The organism is Nocardia puris (assembly GCF_036051655.1).
Lineage (GTDB): Bacteria > Actinomycetota > Actinomycetes > Mycobacteriales > Mycobacteriaceae > Nocardia > Nocardia puris.
Genome location: NZ_CP107943.1, coordinates 5,741,224 through 5,759,261, shown reverse-complemented (window position 1 = coordinate 5,759,261; position 18,038 = coordinate 5,741,224). Strand labels below are relative to the sequence as shown.

Genomic DNA, 18,038 nt, shown 5'->3' with positions numbered 1-18,038 from the left:
CTCAGTTCGGTAGCGAACCGGGGCTGCCGTGTCGGGCGAGTGTGTCCTGAACGCAGCGGGAAAGGAACGCGTCGTCGATGGGCTTGTCGCCCACCAGGAGCCGGAAATACAGCGGCGCGGACAGCGTTTCGAGCACTTCGCGGGGGTCGGTACCCTCGGGCAGCTCACCCCGGTCGATCGCTTTGATGACCACCTGCGAGCTCTTCTCGAAGCGTTCGTCCCAGAAACGGCGGCGTGCGGTGTCGACCTCGGGGTCGGCCGAAAGCGCGATCGCGGTACCCACCAGCCGGACGGTGCCGGGTCGCTCGAGAAGATGAGCGACCTGCTCGGCGAGCGTGCGCAAATCCGTGTGCAAAGCACCGGTGTCGGGCACCGGGTTGCCCGAGGCGGCGAGTTCTGTGACGGCTTCGGCGATCAGCGCGGTCCGGGTTCCCCACCGCCGGTAGATGGTGGTTTCGGCGACCCCGGCGCGGGCGGCGATATCGCCGATGGTCAGGCCTTCGATTCCGTGCTCGATCACCTGGTCCAAAGTGGCGGTCAACACCGCTTGGCGCACACGTGCCGAACGACCCCCGGTCCGCTTGCGCGGAACCGGGGGTGACGCGCTGTCCTCGGCGTTCTCGTGCTGAACCATGGTCCACGTTCTACCCGACCAGATCCGGGAGCGCCGAATTCCGCCCCCAGCCGTGCTCACGGCACCGGGGGACGATGGCCGGGGGTCAGCGCAGGTAGGCCGAGATCCAGTTGCCGAATTCGCAGGCCAGGTGCCAGCGGTGTTCGGCGATGTAGAGCTCGGGCAGTGCGGCCGGGAAGGCGACCTTGAGCTGGCTGCGGAAGCCGCCACCGGGTTCGTCGCGGAACTGGTGGCAGACACCGCCGATGACGAACCCGTCCGCGAGCGATGCCACCCCGGACGCGGCCAGCGGAAACGCGGGGTCGGCGGGAACCATGAGCCTGGACTTGTCGGTGTAGTCGACGAAGAACTGGCTGGCCAGCATCGCGCCGCCGGTGACCTCGACGACCTCCTGGCGGCCGTCGGGCAGCGTGGCGATGATGTAGTGGTCCGGGCACGCGTCGGTCCACACCGCTCGATCGTCGATCCTGCGTGCCCGGTCGAACCAGTCCAGGAAACCCTGGGCGGTACCCCGGTCGCTGGCGATCTCGGTGATCGAGTACTGCCAGCGCCCGCCCGAGGCTGCGACACCGGTGCGAGCCGCAGCCTCGGAAGCGACGAGTTCACCGGCCAGCAGCTCACGCAACCCATCGGGGCCGATCAGAACCCGCGCCCGCGCCAGCGCCGAACGCGCGACCGGGATGTCGTCGACAGCAATTTCCAGACGCGCCAGCAGCGAGTCGAGTTCACCGACCAGCACCCCGGCGTAGTCGCGGCGCAATCGAGCCGCCGCCACCGACAACCGCCGACGTTCCCACTCGACGACCCGACCCTGCTCGACGAGATCCCCCTCGATGAAGGTCCGCAGCCCGGTATCAGCCGAAGGCGCCGCAAAGCTCGGGCCGGTGCCGAGATAGGCCGCGGCTACAGTGGCGGCCGCCGTGGTCCCGGCCGCTCCGATCATGAAGTTTCTCCTGGTCAGCATTGACCAATTCCTCTCGGGCACCTGGTTGTTGTTCGCATCCTCGTGACTCGGCCACGAACTCAGGACTAAACGCAAGTCTCTCTTGCGTTAGACCACAATGGGTTATCCACGTCACGTTGTCAACCGAGTGCGCATGAGTAACTACAGGCAGCCTGGCGTCAACGCCCCGCTGTCACCATTCCGGGACGCCGGCGCCACTCACCACCTCGACGCGCGCTTTCGCGTAAATCGCGCTGTCGCACCACGTTTCCCCGGGGCGTCGCGCACCGCAGACGACCCGAGAGGCAACGAACGTTGCACACCAACCCCCGAATGGCATGGGACACACGATCCACCAGCGACGCACACGCCCGGCATCAGAGCTTCGCAGCCGCGGTCGAGGGTGGGCCGCCGGACACACACGCGGCGCCGGGGCTTGCGGTCACCGGCCTTTACGCGCATGCTTAAAGCAATATTTAGTTGCGTTTGATCGCTGAACTGGCGAACGCATTCACAGGGAGGCAGGGCTAATGGCCGCGAGCGAGCCGATCGATGTCCAGGTCACGATCAACGAGCGTGAGATCTCGCGTGAACAGGTACTCGACTGGGAGACTCGCCGCGCCGACGCCGTGCTGGCCAAGTACCGCGCCCGCTTGGGCACCCGAGGAGTGAGCGAGATCCTGCCCGAAGCCACCCTCGCTCAACTGCGCGGCAGCACATTGCCAGAACGTCGGTCAGCACTGGCCACGCTGCGAACCGAACTCGGGCACGCCGGGATCTACGGGATGCTCAAACGCGAACTGTCCATCTCGGAGCGGATCACCCGCATCGGTGTCGCCATGAGCCGCGGCCGGGTCAAGTACGCCGCCACCCACGTGTGCGCCCCAGGCCTGTCGGCCCAGCGTTTCGCCGAATGGTTCGACAACCTCGTCGCGATCAATGACGAGAACGCGATGGACGCGGCGTGCCCCGACCACTACTTGCTGCGCGGCCTGCCCGACGGCCGCCAGGAGGTCGTCGAAACGACCGGCGGGTCACCGGCCGCCTCACGCTTCCTCGTCGACTACCAGCGCACCGAAGACATCACCATCGCCCCCGACCCCGCCTACCCCGTGCAGGTCGCCGGAACCGCCTTCCTCGACGACGGACTGGCCATCGGCGGTGTACGCCACCAGTTCCGCGACAACGACGGAACACTGGAAGCGCTGCTCACGGTGCAGTTTCCGGCGTCGGTACCCTCGCGCAACATCCACCAGCACCAATGGCACCTGGCGTGCGAGTTCAGCAACTGGATGATCGCCTCGGCGCCCTACGCCTCCATCACGCTATGACCCTCACCGCCGAAACATCCGCACCCACCACCACAACAACACCACCACAGACCCTGAACATAGGCGGGCGGGCCTGGCATTCGCCGCGACCGCACCGGCAGGTCGGTCACGTCTTCTCTGCTCGGCACCGGCCTCATCCCCGCTGAAGAGACCCTCATGGACAGCGAACAGCAAAAACTCCTGAAGGGGCTGCTGCAGGGGTGGGTGACAACCGAGGTGGCTTGCCGAGAGGCAGGCCTGAGAGGATGTCGCAGTGCCCACGCCGTATCCGAAAGAGTTCCGCGACGACGTCGTGCGGGTCGCTCGCAACCGCGACGACGGAGTGACCCTGGAGCAGGTCGCGGCCGATTTCGGGGTTCATCCGATGACGTTGTCGAAATGGATGCGCCAAGCCGAGATCGATGACGGGAACAAGCCCGGGACCACTCGCAGTGAGTCGGTCGAGTTGCGGGATGCTCGCCGCCGGATCCGGTTGCTCGAGCAGGAGAACGAGGTCCTGCGCCGCGCCGCGGCGTATCTGTCGCAGGCACAGATCCCGGGAAAAGGCTCTACCCGCTCGTGAAAGAGCTTGCCGCCGAAGGTATCCCTGTGGCGGTGACGTGCCGGGTGTTGCAACTCGCTCGCCAGCCCTACTACCGATGGCTGGCAGATCCGGTGACCACTGGCGAACTCGCCGAGGCGTATCGCGCCAACGCGTTGTTCGACGCGCATCGCGACGACCCTGAGTTCGGCTACCGGTTTCTCGCCGACGAAGCCCGCGAAGCCGGTGAATCGATGAGTGCGCGGACCGCGTGGCGGATCTGTTCGACGAATCGGTGGTGGAGCGCGTTCGGCAAGCCGCGGCGTGGCAAGAACGGCAAACCGGGGCCGCCCGTCCATGACGACCTGGTACAGCGCAACTTCCGCAGCGACGCACCAAATCGCCTGTGGCTCAGTGACATCACCGAGCATCAGACCGGCGAAGGCAAGCTGTACTTGTGCGCGGTCAAAGACGTCTCCTCCAACCGGATCATCGGGTATTCGATCGATCCCGGATGAAGTCTCGACTGGCGGTGACCGCGGTGAACAATGCCGTTGCCCGACGCGGTGACGTGTCCGGTTGCGTGATCCACACCGACCGCGGATCTCAATTTCGCTCGCGGAGATTCGTCGGCGCGCTCAACCGTCATCGCATGGTCGGATCCATGGGCCGTGTCGGCGCGGCCGCTGACAACGCCGCCATGGAAAGCTTCTTCAGCCTGCTGCAACGCAACGTCTTGGACCGACAGCGTTGGGACACCCGCGAGCAGCTCCGGATCGCGATCGTCACCTGGATCGAACGCACCTACCACCGGCGTCGTCGACAAGCCAGGCTCGGCCGGTTGACCCCAATCGAATTCGAAACCATCATGGCTCCAGCAGCCCGACAGGCTGCATAACCGCTGTCACCCGATCCTGCAGCAGCCCCCACGGCCCGCGCCTTCAACTCGTCGGGGTACTTCTTCGGTGCTGCCACGAATGACTCCTTCCGGTCCTATCGGACCACAGTCAGAGCCCTCCGAGAAAGCGGGGGAACATCCGTGATAACTCTTGGCCGCGACGGTCAGACCTGATGCCCAACCCTGGCGGCGCCCACCCGATGAGATGGACGTCGCCTGCGATTGTTGTTCCCTACTGCAGGTTGTCGTGTGCGGCTACGTCGTGGCGGCCTTCACGACAGCGGCGACCTCGACCGGCCGCGACACCAACGACGCGTGTGAAGCATCCAGCTCGCTGGTGTTTGCGTGCATACGCGCTGCCATGAATCGTTGTGCGGCGGGCGGGATCACGCGATCTCGAGCCGAGACGAGGTACCAGGTGGGTGTGGTGGACCACGCCGGCGTGCCGGACGGTTCCAGGTTCGCGGTCAACGCCAGCGGACGCTGGTGGGCGAGCATGGTCGCTGCCGTGGTGTCGGTGACATCCTGGGCGAAGACCTCGTGGAAGTCGTCGGCGGCGATGGAGGCGTCAACGTTCTTGCCAGCGATCCCAGTGGCGTCGTCGGTGACGTCGACTTGCAGAACAGGTGGCAGTAGGCGGCTGCCGGGGAAGCGGATCGGGTCGAGCGCGAGCTGGTTGATCTCGCCGGCGGCGGGGGCGAACGCCGCAATGAACACCAGGGCTCGCACTTTGGGGTCATGAACCTGGGTGATGACCGCTCCTCCGTAGGAGTGCCCGACCAGCACCACCGGGCCGGAGATCTCGTCGAGGCTGCGCTGCACGGCCGCCGCGTCGTAGGCCGGTCCGCGCAGCGGATTGTCCGGGACTACCACGCGATAGCCGTCGGCGCGCAGCGCGGCGGCGACACCGTCCCAACTGGTGGTGTCAGCAAACGCGCCGTGCACCAGCACGATGGTCGGCGCGACCGGCGCGGCCGTCGCCGCAACGGTGGCCGCAGCGGGGGCGAGGGCCACGGCGAGGGCGATCACCAGGCCACGCAGCCGATGCGTGGCGGTCCTCATGGCCGGTCCTGGGTGGTGAAGCGCTGCACGAATCCCAGTGCGGTGTCGCAGACTTCGCGCCAGCCGGAGTCGATGGTGAGCGAGTGGCCCCGGTTCGGCATCTCCACGATCTCGGTGACCGATTTTTCGTTGCGGTGCTGCTTCTTGTAGGCGGCGTTGGTGATCGCCCACGGCACCGTGTTGTCCTTCTCCCCTGAAATCAGCAGCAGCGGGCCGCGTTCGGGATTGAGGCTGTCGACTTTGGCTTCACTCCAGGGGTTGAGGTTGGCCGCGGCGGCCTGAAACAGCGGTGCTCCGGGTGCAGGCACGGCGAAGGTTTCGTAGAGGTGTTTCGCCTCGGGTTCGTCGACGGCGTTGGCGAAGGCGAAGCGGAACTGCTCGAAGGTCAACGGCACCGCGCGATGCCTGTTGGCGGGGTTGCTCAGCACCGGCGCGGCCGCGCGGAGCGAGGAGATGGGCAGCGGCAGCACGCCCTGGAACGGGGCGGGATCGATGGCCACCGTCGCACTGGAAAGCCCGCGTCCCGCCAGGATCTGGGCAAGCAGACCGCCGAAGGAGTGCCCGATCACCACGGGCCTGTTCGTCAACTGCCCGATGAGTTCGGTGAAGTGGTCGGCGACCTGGCCGACGGTTTTGCCGGCGAAGGTTTCTGGATGGGCGTTGGCCTCGGCGACAGTGTCGGGGTCGTCGGGCCAGCCGGGCAGTACCGGCGCGTATCCGGCGGCACGGAAGACCTCGGCCCACCGCTCCCAGCTCGAGGGCAGCAGCCACAATCCGTGCACGAACACCACCGGGGTGCGGTCGGTGTCGTTGGCTTGTCGGACCTGCTGAGCATCGTGGTCGGTGAACATTATTCGGTGTCCTTCCCGGTCAGGACGTCGCGCAGGAACGCGATGGCCTGGGTGATGGCAGCCTGGGCGGCGTGGGTGTCGCGCAGGGCGTTGAGCATGACGAAGTCGTGGATGATGCCGCCGTAGCGGGCGGCGGTGACCGCCACCCCCGCCTCGCGCAGCTTGTCGGCGTAGGCTTCGCCCTCGTCGCGGAGTACATCGGCTTCGGCGGTGATCACCAGCGCCGCCGGTAGCCCGCTGAGTTGTTCGCTGGTCGCGCGCAGCGGGGAGGCGGTGATCTCGGTGCGTTGAGCCGGGTCGGTGGTGTACTGGTCCCAGAACCACTGCATGGCGTCGCGGCGCAGGAAATAGCCGGTGTCGAACTGCCGATAGGAGCCGGTGTCGAACGAGGCGTCGGTGACCGGGTAGAACAGCACTTGCCCCGCCAGCGGCGCGGCATCGCGTTGTTTGACCAGTAAGGTGAGCGCCGCACTCATATTGCCGCCGACCGAGTCACCGGCCACTGCGATCCGGCTCGCGTCCAGCCCGTGCTGGGTGCCGTGGTCGCGGATCCATTGCAGCGCGGTGAATGCCTGTTCGAGGGCCACGGGGTAGCGTGCCTCCGGCGAGAGGCTGTAGTTGACGAACACCACTCCCGCACCGACACCGAGCGCGAGTTCGCGGGCGAGGCGGCCGTGGGTGTGGTCGTTGCCGAAGACCCATCCCGCGCCGTGCAGGTAGAGGATCACCGGCAGCGGACCGGCGATTGCGGTGGGCCGGAAGATGGTCAGGTCGGGGTCGGTGATCGCCGTCCGGCTGGTGCCGGGCACCTCGATCTCGGGGGATTGCACCTCGTCCACGGTTGCGCGGCCCTCGATGGGGCCCAGGTCGAACAGGTAGGGCGGATTGGCGGTGGCGTCGACGAACGCCTGGGCCGCCGGTTCCAGTACGGGTTTGCTCATCGCAGACCTCCTGGCTCGGATTCGATGGCTCCTCAGTTTCTGCCGATTCCCGGGGTCTTCGAATCCTTGACCATCCCTAGTCACCAGCGGCGACGCCAGGTCAACGCTAGATTGTGACCATGGTGTTGCTCGGCCGCAAAGCGGAACTCGCCGAGATCGCCGGACTGCTGGATCGGGCCGGATCCGGTATCAGCGGTGTGCTGGTCGTGACAGGTGCGGCCGGGATCGGCAAGACAGCCTTGCTGACACAGGCGGTAGCCGACGCGGCGGCGCTGCAGGTGACCACGGTGTCCGGGGTCGAGGCCGAACAGGATCTGAGCTTCGCGGGCCTGCACCGGTTGCTGCGGCCGCTGTTGGGCGAGCGGGGCCGGCTGCCGAGCCCGCAACGCGGCGCCCTCGAGACCGCGTTCGGCCTGCTGCCCGGTCCGGCACCGGACCTGTTCCTGGTCGGGCTGGCCACGCTGTCGCTGCTGGCCGACGCCGCCTCCGATCGCGCGCTGCTCGCGGTCTGCGACGACGCGCAGTGGCTGGACCGCGAATCGTTGCGGGTCTTGGGATTTGTGGCACGCCGGTTGGACGCCGAGGGCGTGGTCCTGCTGTTCGGTGCTCGCCGGCACGGCACCGGCGAGGAGCTGCTGACAGGCCTGCCCGCACTGCAATTGGACGGGCTCGCCGATCCTGACGCAGCCGAGTTGCTCGACACCGAACTGCGCACCCGCATCGATGGCGTGATCACCGCAGCTCTGCTCCCCGAAACCGGCGGTAACCCCCTGGCCATCGTGGAACTGGCGCGCCGCCTGGACGAGGGCACACCGCTGCGCCCCGAACTCGGGAATCTGCTGCCCCTGGACCGCAGGCTGGAGGCGCGTTTCCTGCGCCAAGTGCACCGTCTCGACACAGCCGCCCAGGACTTTCTGCTGATCCTGGCCGCGAACTCCGGCGGGGACCGCAATGTGCTGCGGCGGGCGGCGGGGTTGCTCAGCGAGGCCACCTCCGAGGCGCTCGACGCCGCGCTGGACCACGCGCGCCGCGCCGATCTGGTCGTGCTCGGAGCAGACTCATCCACTACCGATTTTCGGCATCCTCTGATCCGCTCCGCGGTCTACAACGGTGCCACTCCGAACCGGCGACGCCGGGCACATGCGGCCTTGGCCGCAGCCACCGACCCGGCCACCGACAGCGATCGACGCGCCTGGCATCGCGCCGCGGCGACCGAGGAACCCGACGAGGAGGTGGCCGCCGAGGTGGAGACGGCCGCCGATCGGGCCCGCGAGCGCGGCGGCTACCTGGCCCAGGCCACCTTCCTGCGCACCGCCGCTGAACTGAGTCCGGTTGCTGTCCAACGCAACGGGCGGCTGCTCGCCGCGGCCGGCGCGGCCCTCACCGCGGGAGCACCGTTCCTGGCCGAACAGCTGCTCGACCAGTTGGTCCCCGATCTCGGGATTGCGGTCTTGGACGCGTACGCGATGCGACTGCGCGGTTTCCTGAACGTCATGCTCGGCCGCGAAGGCGCGGTGCCCCTGCTGCACGACGCAGCCATGCTCTTCGCCGACCACGACACCCGCACTGCTCGCGACACCCTGCTCGAAGCCTTCGACGCGGTCGCGGTGGTAGCCCGCATCGGCGGGGACATGACTGCGCGACGCGTCGCGCAGTCCGCCCTCGAGCTGCCACATCCGCCGGGCACGCCCACACTCGAGGACCTGCTGCTCACCGCGCACGCCCACCTCGTCGGCGACGACTACACCACCGCTGTGCCGCACATGCGACGCGCACTGGCGGCCCTGCTCGCCGACGGCGCCGAGAACACCGACGCCGCACGCTGGTTCCTGCTCGGCGTGCTGCTCGCCCTCGAACTCTGGGACATCGACGCCCTCGGCGAATGCTCACGCCGCTACGCCGCCACCGCCCGCCGCCACGGCACCCTACGCATCCTCCAAGCCGCCACGCACGGCCTGGCGACACACGCCCTGCTCTGCGGCCGATTCACCACCGCCGCAGCCCATTACGCCGAGTTCAAAGACATCGCCGCCGCGATCGGCGCGGACCTGCGCTACGCGAACACCAGCGACGCGCTCCTCCACGGGTGGCGCGGCGACGAGGAACCCACCCTGGCGGCGGTCGCCGTGCAAGCCGGACTCGACGCCGAACGCCCCGGCGGACTCCAGGTGCAGATCGCCCGCCACGCCCAGATCACCCTGCACCTGGGCCGCTGCCAGTACGCTGCCGCGCAGGTCGCCGCGACCGTCGTCTTCGACGAGGACCCACCCCATTTCGGGGGCATGGTCCTGGCAGACCTGATCGAAGCGGCCGTCCGCAACAACGACACCCCCGCCGCCGAACGAGCCCTGGTCCGCCTCACCGCACGCGCCACCGCCAGCGGAACCCCGTGGGCGATGGGTGTGTTGGCCCGCAGCCGCGCGCTGCTGGCCGTCGACAGCGAGGCCGAGCCGTTGTATCTGCAAGCATTGGCCCTGCTCGAGCCGACACCCTCGGCAACCGAGATCGCCCGCACTCGCCTTCTCTACGGCGAATGGCTGCGCCGCCGCCGACGCCGCCGAGACGCACGCAACCAATTGCGCAGTGCTCTGGAACTGTTCGACGCCATGGGCGCGGCGGCCTTCGCCGACCGCGCCGGCACCGAACTGGCCGCCACCGGTGAGACCGCGCGTGAACGCACCCCCGACAACGCCTACGCCCTCACCGCACGCGAGTTGCAGATCGCGCATCTCGCCGCCACCGGCATCACCAACCAACAGATCGCCGCCGAACTGTTCCTCAGCACCGCAACCGTGGAATACCACCTGCGCAAAATCTTTCGGAAACTCGACATCACCTCCCGCCGCGAATTACAGCACCGGTTCTGACCACCACACGAATGCCGTTCTCCCCTCGCCAGTACGAACCGTGTGCGAACAATTCGACACCGTCAGGAAGTTCGTCGGTGCTGATGTCCATCCGGACGAGCCCGCCGCCACGGTCCGGCAGTCGCCTCCTGTGCGGCGTCGCCCTCGGCATCCTCCTCGACGTCACCCTCGTCCCAGCACCGAACCGCTCCGCGGACTCCTCGTACCTGCGCTCATCGCCGCCTTCGGCCGCCACAACTGGTGGTTCCCCACCCACCGCCGCCAACCCGAACCGACCCGGCACCGTCGCGGTTCCACAGGCACCCGACGCCACACTTGGGCTGGAACGCAGCCGATGACGAAGTCGATGCAACAGCCGTCGTCGAGGCTGTCGAGGACCCCCTCGGAGACAGGACTACGTCAGGTTCCCCGAGACCGACTGCACGATAAGCCGATCTGTCTCGGCCCCAGGCCGATACGGCTCGGGCCGCAAGGTCACCGTCCGCGCTCGAAACCGCGCGTCAGCTCCCTCCAGCGGTTGCACGCCCGTATCCCGGTCGGTGACGCTGAAACCGTCCACCGAAATGGCAAGGGCGTCGAACGCCCCCTCCGTACCGCAGTAACGCCCAGGGCCACCGTTCAGCCGCTCCAGCAACGCCAGGGCCTCCAACCCATCGAGCGACAGCACATCCTTGCCATCCAGGAACAGCGGATGCTGATCGTCAGCCGACATGATCTCCATCAGCCGGCCGGACCTGTAACCCAGAACAATTCCCGACTCACTACGTGTTTCGATCACACAGTCAGCAGGCGGGCCACTGGTCGCATGGACGGCCATGAGGGCCTGCTTCTCCTCATCGCTCATCCCGGTACCGAACTTCTCCAACGTGTCACGCAGAACATCGTCGGGAACACGGCCATCCCTCCGCCCGGCAACGACACCATACGCATCCGACATCGCGTCGACCTGCGCCGGAGACATCCCGAACACGAGCCTTCCCAGCCCCTTTCCGGGAACGACCGTCCAATCGTCCTCTGCCACTGCCATGTTCACCGACCTCCTCGCCGCACTCCCACGCCCTGAGTTCCCGTTGATCTTGTCGCGCCACACACGTCGATCGCGGCTCACCCCTCTCCCACCGCGATCGCCGGGACTGTCGGATTAGCGGTGGATCCGACCTCGGTGGTTGCTAGTTTCCGGTCGGGGTGATCCGGCCTTCGAAAGTGATGGCGAAGGCGTTGAGGGCCGGTTTCCACCTCATCATCCATCGTGCCCGGCCGCGTCCGGTGGGGTCGAGGGATCGGGTCACCAGATACAGGCATTTCAGTGCGGCCTGTTCGGTCGGAAAGTGCCCGCGGGCGCGGATCGCGCGCCGGTAGCGGGCGTTCAATGACTCGATGGCGTTGGTGGAGCAGACGATTCGCCGGGTACCGCGGTCCCCACTTCGCAGCGAACTCGGTGAACCGTTCCTTGGCAGCGGCCTCGGTCGGCGCGATATAGACAGGTTGAGATCCTTGCTCATCTCGGCCCAGTGTTTCGACGATCAAGAACACCCTCGCCGCGCTTGGACGGGTCCTCGACCAGGCGGTCCGTGATGAGATCATTCCTCGGAATGTGGTGAATGTTGTCGGCTGGCAAAGGCAATACCGCCGGACCGAGGACGAGGTCGACGATCCGAGATCGCTGGCACTACCGAATTGGGCTGCCTTGGAACGACTTACCGCGGCACTGGTCGCCGCATCGGCTGACCGGTACCAGGGCTGGGGTGATGTGGTGATGTTCGCGGCGTGCACAGCAACGCGAATCGGTGAGGTATCGGGTTGCAGGGTGGGTGATATCGACACCGATTCGTGGGTGTGGACGTTACGTCGGCAGACGACACCAGGGCCTGGCGGGCTCATGGACAAAGGCACCAAGGGCAGGCGGCGCCGATCGATTCCTCTTATCGCCGAAATTCGCCCGCTCATCCTCCAGCGAATCAACGACGCTCGCACCCGCGTCGAGCGGGAACACCGAGGAGCGACCGACGATGAACTCCGGACCGCCTTCCTTGGCGCTCGGGTGTTCGTAGGCCCTCGCGGTGGACGGATCGCTACAGGTGTCCTGCGCGACGCGACGCAATGGGACGAGGTCGTCACCGCGCTCGGGTTCGAGCATCTCCGGCGGCACGATCTCCGGCACACCGGATTGACCTGGTTCGCCGACTCCGGTGTTCCGCTGCACCGGTTGCAGCGCATCGCCGGTCACGTCGATCCGCGGATTACGCAGCGGTACCTGCATCCCGACATGGAAGCGCTACGCGAGGACGGCGAGAGGCTCTCTCAACATCTACGCGGGCGAACTGGCCCCAAAATCGGCCCCAAACCTCAGGGCCGTCCGCTGAACAGAAAACCCCTCCTGCGCTGGTCAGGAGGGGTTTTCGTGTGTCGCCCTCCTTGGAAACCTCTCAAACCATCCGCAGGCCACCCAACTTCGCAGCCTCGTGAAGCTGCTCGAAACCACATCCCCACGCCAACCAGGTACAACGCCTGTCCAACCTCGCCGATCGCTCACCGTTTCACCCAAGACACCATCGCCGAGATCGTTGCGGGATACCGCGAAGGTGCCTCAACCAACCAACTCTGCAAGCAGCACGGCATCTCGAAGGGCAGCCTGCTCAAGATCCTTGATGAGCATGGCGTTCAGACCCGCTTCCAACCCATGACCAAGGACGAGATCAACCAAGCCGCCCGGCTCTACGAAGCGGGCGACTCACTCAAGACCATCGCGGAGAAGCTCGGGAAGGGGAAGGGAAGTGTCTGGACCGCGTTGCGTGGACGAGGCGTCGAGATGCGGCCATCGACACGCTGATTGCAATGCGACCACCGCATCTTGGTTCCACCGGGGTCTGTCGGTGCCTCGCCGTATCCTCGTCAAGTGAGCATTCCCTCCATCCCTGGGTATACGGAGCGTCCCCGTGGCAACACAGTTCGAATCTATGGTCGGACCACTCAATGAGGACCCTGCATCGTTGGGTAAGTCTCTGTTGATTCTTCCAATAGCGATGGTCGACGCAATTAATCCGGCGCCATTGAAAACGTATCTCGGTGGAGCGAACAAAGATGAGAAGTCGCTAAGCCTACTCCAACGCTTCACCGAGGAGCTCGGCGATGAGGACAATTGCACCGCCATACTTCGGAAGCTTTGGGACTTCCGATCACAAGGCGGCGTCGCCCACCTTGCCGGATCTCAGGCTCCCCGAGCGCGGGCAGATTTAGGTATTACCGATATGACCAACCTGGAAGCGTTCGAGTCTGTGGTGCAGCGAATAACAGATTTCTTATCTGCCCTCATGGCACTGATGGAGCGAGTTCTTCCGCGAACCGAAGAACGGACCTAGCGAGTGAGTCTCAAGCTGTTGCATTAGACGATTATAGAGCCAAGTAGCGCGCGGTCGATCCAACTGCCCGTAATCCATTACCACGACTGCATTAGTGTGTATTAGAATGGTAGAAAATGAATAGAAATGTGACCGGCATTTATCATGATCCTCCCGTATGGCTGTCTGAGTCGCCTATCGGCGCTGAGCTAAGCGTAGACTTTGATAGGTTTGACTCCACGGTCCTCCGCAAGGATCTGGACTGCGGCCTGAAAATGCGAGCAACTCTAGAGGGCGTCTTCGCATTCGACTTCGCGGACATACCGTATTGCACCCGATCGAGCATCGCAGACATGGACGACAGCTTCGAGGACGACGCAAATGCCGTAATCCAGCGCACGTACATTATTAATGCCTACTTGGCGTTACTTTACACGCATGAGCTTAAAACGAGAAGACTCAGCCTGGAGCGGATGGTCATCACGCCCGAGCTCACCCTCTCCTTGGATAGTATCGACGATACAACGAATATGGGTTTTGGAAATCAGCGAGTAAGCTATCTTGCCACAGCCAAGTTTCCGTCATCATATCAGGTTGGGCTGCCATTTGGCCTGGATGATCGCATCAGCATGCGTGGCCCCGCAATTAGTCATGAAGCAGTCGACGGGGCTGCCGAGAACTTGTCACAAGTAATGATCGAACATGGAGCTGAAGGAGTTCTTCTCTTAGACCTATTCCTTAGGGGAAGCAAGGCCTACCAAGACCATAATCACAACTTTAGCCTCATTAACTGTTGGACAATCACCGAAAGATTGCTCAATGATTTGTGGACGATGATGCAAGAGAATATCAAATCGACGCATGGTAGCACCTTTATTGACCACACTCGGAGGAAGCGGCTAAGTGACGGCCGCACATTCACCGCATCGGTCATAGCGGAAATGCTGTCTTTTCTGGGCTACATCTCGAAAGATTTGTATGATGATATATCATCCGTCCGGAAATTGAGAAACGATTGGATGCACAGCCTTAAACCGGTAAGTGCTTCGTCGGTGGATCTCGCAATGAGCGTATGTGAACGTTTACTGAAACAGTCAAAGAATATAGAGGTTATTGGTGCCCGGGTCAGGCGGTTGCATGGATGAAGGTCAAGGGGCTTAGAATGATTGATCACGGATCATCCAAAAACCACTCGGCTGGCGTCGGTGATTCCACGTACGGTCCTTCCATGCGGATAACTGAGGTTACTCGTCAGGCGATCCTTGACGAGCTGCGTCTTGGCAAGATCTGGTGGGCTGGGCGTCTGGAAGAGCCGACCTTCCTCGCTCGGCTGTATCCCCTCGACCAGATGCCTTCGTATGACCCCCGTTTCGAACACGCCGACGGTGACATCTGGCAACACCGGATCAACAACTACGACTGGGATGACGAATGGGTGTTCACGGACGACCGCTTTGAACTCGGTCGTAGCGATGAGAAGCTCCTTGCCTTCTTGGCTATGACAGCACACCCTGTGGCGCGTCCAGATCGGGACGAAGCCCTCACTCTCGTAGGAATGTACAACCGTCACCTCCGCATGGATGGTTGGGAGCTCGCCGAGGTTGCACAGATCTCGGGTCGTCCTGTGTTCGCTGCCCGGAGCACGCTGACAGTGCCGAGTCCAGTGAAGCAGGTGACGAAGCATGTTGCGGCGGGCGACATCGACTACCTCGTCCGGCAGATTACACGGATGGAAACAGCCATCGACTCTGATCCAGAGCTTGCGATCGGCACGGCAAAAGAGCTTATCGAAACAGCTTGCAAGACGGTTCTTGAAGCCATCGGCGTGCAGATCGACAAGAAATGGGATGTCCCGCAGCTTCTACGCGAGACAACTAAGCATCTGCAGCTTGCTCCAGACTCTGTCGACTCGACTGCAGCAGCGGCTGACGCGATTAAACGAGTCTTGGGCAGCCTCGGCAATCTGACAGCCGGAGTGGCGGAACTGCGCAACACCTACGGAACAGGACATGGCAAGGCGACGGGACGCGGCGGTCTCGGACCGCGGCATGCTCGGTTGGTTGTCGGCGCAGCATCGACGCTTGCGGTCTTTCTCTTCGAGACTTACAACGACCGCATCAAGCGCCAGAAGTTGGCTAGCACGAACGGTTCAGGGGTTACAACACCATGAGCAGCTTTGATGATATCGAACTTGTTTGGCCCGCCAAGCACCATGATCTCCAAACGCCACCGACACACTATATGCAATTCTCGGATATCGGCTGGCAGCGACGCATGGGTCTCTACGGACGTATCCAAGGATTTCGTCGGGCTGCCGAGATTCTCGGCAGCACCATGCTTGCATAATGGTCAGTTCGCGACTTGGATACCGTAATCTTTCCATACGCCGCGTGCTGGCGGCATCACGTCGAGCTGCAACTGAAGTCTGTACTTGCCCAGTTACGGGCACTATGCAACTTTCCTACAAAGGCCGAGCATCACCACAGGATCAGTCATGGTCGGAAACCAAGAAGCTCTTAATCAAAGAGTTTCCGGAAGAAAAGGAACAGATTCGCTATGTAACCAAGGTGATCGGTCAGTTGGCTAAGTTCGATCCGGATGGACAGGAGTTCCGCTACGCAAGCCGACGTGACGGCACCGATACTCTATCTGGGATCGACAGGATCAACCTCGTCGCCTTCCATCAGGCAATGCTGGGTGTGGCGAACTACCTAGACGCCACCGATATCGGTGTGAGTGAGGCACTCTCGACGCAGCGCGAGATGGATGCATACTACGCGGAAGAGTTTGATAATTGGGATAGCTTCTGACTAGATTGTGCGCCTGATGTTGCCGGGCACGATTGACAACACTGCAGCGACTAGCCATAGCGCTGCGCGTAACAACGGCTGAGCTACTCAGCAGCTTGTAGCCCCGCAGACACCGACACCGGCTACCCGAGCACATCTGGCAAGAAGTGCGCCAAAATTCAACCCCGGACGAACCGGGGCTATAGCCCACGTCAGTCGTGTCCTCAATGGGGGCAGGATCGAGGATGATTTCGTGGAAGCGAAGTCGGCGTGGCTAAACGACACCAAAAAGGCGGCGCGAATCATTGCGGCGATGGCCAATGCCGCGCGAGGCGAAACAATCTTATGGATTATAGGATTGGATGAGGACGGCGGCCGGATCGTGCCACTCGATTCGACAGACCCAGCTGACTGGTGGCAGCGCGTCGAGTCTGGTTTTGCAGACAAGACGACACCAGGGATGCAACTGCTACAAGTGGAGACCGAACACGGCCCGGTAGTTGCGTTATTTTTCGAGACCGACCGAGCGCCTTACCTCGTGACCACTAACGGGCATGGCGGTGTGTCCAAGGAGGTTCCGTGGAGGTCGGCGACCACGACACGCACGGCTTCTCGTGCGGAGCTGCTCTCGATGCTGACTGAATCTGTGGCGGTCCCGGAGATTGATCTGATCTGGGCAGACGTATATACGCAACAGTCCACGATCGCAGCGCTGGGTGGTCTCCCGGAGCGGGAGGTCTGGGGCTTTAGCATCGAGTTGGAGCTTTTTTTCGATGCCGCTCCCCAGGACCATATTGTGCTTCCTCAGCATCGGTGGTCCGCGAGTCTCCTCGCGGACAACGACGTCCGAGTTCCGATGAAAATTCGGATTCGGGGCGGAGGGAATGAGAAGCGGCCTGCAGGCGTAGGTGTCCAAATGATCGACTCCGGCCTCGTTGTGTACGGCCCGGACATGCTGAGAGTGTTCCTGAGCCACCCCCAGGGCTCGGAGTTTCCGAAAGAACGCCTACAGGAAGCGAAGGTGCTCGACATAGAGCTTCGCTTCCCCGTCGGCGGTGCGGGTCCCGCTGCGGTCCTTCGGGAGCGTTTTGAACCCGGCGATCCGAATCCGGACGACTCTGAACGTGTGCAGAGACGGTGGCGGTTGTTGAGAACGCAGCGGGGTGGAGATGGAACTCCGTGAGACCGGACCACAGCTAGTCACCGCGGGCCCTCGCGTTGCCAAACTGGACTGCGTTGACGACGCTGGCCGATGCCCTGGTGCAGCGTTCGGCTGATCGCTATCCCGGGTGGGGTGAGGTGGTGATTTTCGCTGCGTGCACTGCGTCCAGAATCGGCGAGGTCTCCGGCTGCCGTGTCGGCGATATCGACACCGATACGTGGACATGGCGCGTGCGTCGCCAGACCACACCCGGCCCCGGCGGCTTGGAAGACAAGGGCACCAAGGGCAACCGTGCACGGCATGTTCCGCTGATCGACGAAGTTCGGCAACTGGTCTCGGACCGGCTCGATGCGGTCGGCCGGGACAATCCTGATCCCGGCTGTTCCGTGGACCTCGGGGCGGGCGGATCGCTACCGGTGTTCTGCGGGATGCCACGCACTGGGATGAGGTGGTTACGGCACTCGGGTATGAGCATCTGCGGCGGCACGATCTCCGTCACACCGGTCTGACGTGGATGGCCGATGCCGGGGTGAGCCTGCACGTGCTTCAGAAGATCGCCGGGCATGCCGACAGCCGGACGACCGAGCGATATCTACACCCGGATCAACAGGAGATCACCGGGGCCGGAGACAAGCTCTCCAAGCACCTACGGTCCCGTTCTGGTCCCGCTCTGCGGGTGGTCGGATGACGAAGAAAACCCCT

Annotated in this window: 16 protein-coding genes and 2 pseudogenes; 11 read left to right on the top strand and 7 right to left on the bottom strand. The window is 63.9% G+C overall.

The window, feature by feature from the left end:
* Window position 1: 1 nt before the first annotated feature.
* Both OHB21_RS26540 and OHB21_RS26535 read right to left on the bottom strand, forming a co-directional pair.
* Window positions 2-529, bottom strand: a complete 528-nt coding sequence (locus OHB21_RS26540; protein ID WP_228815628.1) for a TetR/AcrR family transcriptional regulator — start codon at window positions 527-529, stop codon at window positions 2-4.
* Between the two features lie 190 nt (window positions 530-719).
* Window positions 720-1,598: a hypothetical protein gene (locus tag OHB21_RS26535; protein WP_195126731.1), complete on the bottom strand. Its 879-nt coding sequence runs from the start codon at window positions 1,596-1,598 to the stop codon at window positions 720-722.
* Between the two features lie 509 nt (window positions 1,599-2,107).
* Here OHB21_RS26535 and OHB21_RS26530 point away from each other — a divergent pair.
* Together OHB21_RS26530 and OHB21_RS26525 are read left to right on the top strand one after the other, a co-directional pair.
* Window positions 2,108-2,908 carry a hypothetical protein gene (locus OHB21_RS26530; RefSeq protein WP_067512591.1) on the top strand — a complete coding sequence of 267 codons (801 nt, stop codon included), beginning with the start codon at window positions 2,108-2,110 and terminating at the stop codon, window positions 2,906-2,908.
* Between the two features lie 253 nt (window positions 2,909-3,161).
* Window positions 3,162-4,326, top strand: a pseudogene (locus tag OHB21_RS26525) (IS3 family transposase).
* A gap of 255 nt (window positions 4,327-4,581) precedes the next feature.
* Here OHB21_RS26525 and OHB21_RS26520 read toward each other — a convergent pair.
* From OHB21_RS26520 to OHB21_RS26510, 3 genes are read right to left on the bottom strand one after another with little or no spacing between them, the layout of a single operon-like run.
* Window positions 4,582-5,388 (bottom strand): alpha/beta fold hydrolase, encoded by an 807-nt coding sequence (locus tag OHB21_RS26520; RefSeq protein ID WP_067514844.1) that lies wholly within the window; start codon window positions 5,386-5,388, stop codon window positions 4,582-4,584.
* On the bottom strand, window positions 5,385-6,239 hold the full coding sequence (locus OHB21_RS26515) for an alpha/beta hydrolase (protein WP_067514842.1): 855 nt from the start codon (window positions 6,237-6,239) through the stop codon (window positions 5,385-5,387). Before OHB21_RS26515 ends, OHB21_RS26520 begins: the two co-directional genes overlap by 4 nt.
* Window positions 6,239-7,180 carry an alpha/beta hydrolase gene (locus OHB21_RS26510; protein ID WP_067514840.1) on the bottom strand — a complete coding sequence of 314 codons (942 nt, stop codon included), beginning with the start codon at window positions 7,178-7,180 and terminating at the stop codon, window positions 6,239-6,241. The genes OHB21_RS26515 and OHB21_RS26510 overlap by 1 nt, the downstream gene beginning before the upstream one ends.
* Window positions 7,181-7,299: 119 nt before the next feature.
* Here OHB21_RS26510 and OHB21_RS26505 point away from each other — a divergent pair, with 119 nt between their 5' ends.
* Window positions 7,300-10,047 (top strand): ATP-binding protein, encoded by a 2,748-nt coding sequence (locus OHB21_RS26505; protein ID WP_067514838.1) that lies wholly within the window; start codon window positions 7,300-7,302, stop codon window positions 10,045-10,047.
* Window positions 10,048-10,441: 394 nt separating this feature from the next.
* Here OHB21_RS26505 and OHB21_RS26500 read toward each other — a convergent pair whose 3' ends face one another.
* The gene (locus OHB21_RS26500; protein WP_067514885.1) at window positions 10,442-11,074 is read right to left on the bottom strand and encodes a hypothetical protein; all 633 of its coding nucleotides are present in this window, start codon (window positions 11,072-11,074) and stop codon (window positions 10,442-10,444) included.
* Between the two features lie 142 nt (window positions 11,075-11,216).
* A pseudogene (locus OHB21_RS37770) lies at window positions 11,217-11,535 on the bottom strand (transposase); the annotation flags it as partial.
* Window positions 11,536-11,641: 106 nt separating this feature from the next.
* Between OHB21_RS37770 and OHB21_RS26490 the strand changes: the two are divergent.
* From OHB21_RS26490 to OHB21_RS26455, 8 genes are all read left to right on the top strand, one after another.
* A complete protein-coding gene (locus OHB21_RS26490; RefSeq protein ID WP_324192332.1) occupies window positions 11,642-12,877 on the top strand; it encodes a tyrosine-type recombinase/integrase in 1,236 nt (411 codons plus the stop codon).
* A 106-nt stretch (window positions 12,878-12,983) separates the two neighbouring features.
* Window positions 12,984-13,406 (top strand): hypothetical protein, encoded by a 423-nt coding sequence (locus tag OHB21_RS26485; protein ID WP_195126835.1) that lies wholly within the window; start codon window positions 12,984-12,986, stop codon window positions 13,404-13,406.
* Window positions 13,407-13,738: 332 nt separating this feature from the next.
* Window positions 13,739-14,530 carry a hypothetical protein gene (locus OHB21_RS26480; protein WP_195126834.1) on the top strand — a complete coding sequence of 264 codons (792 nt, stop codon included), beginning with the start codon at window positions 13,739-13,741 and terminating at the stop codon, window positions 14,528-14,530.
* Window positions 14,527-15,555: an abortive infection family protein gene (locus OHB21_RS26475; RefSeq protein ID WP_228801739.1), complete on the top strand. Its 1,029-nt coding sequence runs from the start codon at window positions 14,527-14,529 to the stop codon at window positions 15,553-15,555. Before OHB21_RS26480 ends, OHB21_RS26475 begins: the two co-directional genes overlap by 4 nt.
* 220 nt (window positions 15,556-15,775) lie before the next feature.
* Window positions 15,776-16,195, top strand: a complete 420-nt coding sequence (locus tag OHB21_RS26470; RefSeq protein ID WP_195126833.1) for a hypothetical protein — start codon at window positions 15,776-15,778, stop codon at window positions 16,193-16,195.
* Between the two features lie 232 nt (window positions 16,196-16,427).
* Window positions 16,428-17,357 (top strand): AlbA family DNA-binding domain-containing protein, encoded by a 930-nt coding sequence (locus OHB21_RS26465; protein ID WP_195126832.1) that lies wholly within the window; start codon window positions 16,428-16,430, stop codon window positions 17,355-17,357.
* A 53-nt stretch (window positions 17,358-17,410) separates the two neighbouring features.
* The gene (locus OHB21_RS26460; protein WP_228801738.1) at window positions 17,411-17,845 is read left to right on the top strand and encodes a site-specific integrase; all 435 of its coding nucleotides are present in this window, start codon (window positions 17,411-17,413) and stop codon (window positions 17,843-17,845) included.
* Window positions 17,785-18,024 (top strand): tyrosine-type recombinase/integrase, encoded by a 240-nt coding sequence (locus OHB21_RS26455; RefSeq protein WP_324192333.1) that lies wholly within the window; start codon window positions 17,785-17,787, stop codon window positions 18,022-18,024. Before OHB21_RS26460 ends, OHB21_RS26455 begins: the two co-directional genes overlap by 61 nt.
* Window positions 18,025-18,038 lie beyond the last annotated feature (14 nt).

Excerpts from the sequence above, each read along its gene's own strand:
- OHB21_RS26515 (WP_067514842.1), bottom strand. The coding sequence starts at position 6,239 with ATGTTCACCGACCACGATGCTCAGCAGGTCCGACAAGCCAACGACACC.
- OHB21_RS26535 (WP_195126731.1), bottom strand. The coding sequence starts at position 1,598 with ATGCTGACCAGGAGAAACTTCATGATCGGAGCGGCCGGGACCACGGCG.
- OHB21_RS26480 (WP_195126834.1), top strand. The coding sequence starts at position 13,739 with ATGGACGACAGCTTCGAGGACGACGCAAATGCCGTAATCCAGCGCACG.
- OHB21_RS26505 (WP_067514838.1), top strand. The coding sequence starts at position 7,300 with ATGGTGTTGCTCGGCCGCAAAGCGGAACTCGCCGAGATCGCCGGACTG.
- OHB21_RS26500 (WP_067514885.1), bottom strand. The coding sequence starts at position 11,074 with ATGGCAGTGGCAGAGGACGATTGGACGGTCGTTCCCGGAAAGGGGCTG.
- OHB21_RS26475 (WP_228801739.1), top strand. The coding sequence starts at position 14,527 with ATGAAGGTCAAGGGGCTTAGAATGATTGATCACGGATCATCCAAAAAC.
- OHB21_RS26510 (WP_067514840.1), bottom strand. The coding sequence starts at position 7,180 with ATGAGCAAACCCGTACTGGAACCGGCGGCCCAGGCGTTCGTCGACGCC.
- OHB21_RS26520 (WP_067514844.1), bottom strand. The coding sequence starts at position 5,388 with ATGAGGACCGCCACGCATCGGCTGCGTGGCCTGGTGATCGCCCTCGCC.
- OHB21_RS26530 (WP_067512591.1), top strand. The coding sequence starts at position 2,108 with ATGGCCGCGAGCGAGCCGATCGATGTCCAGGTCACGATCAACGAGCGT.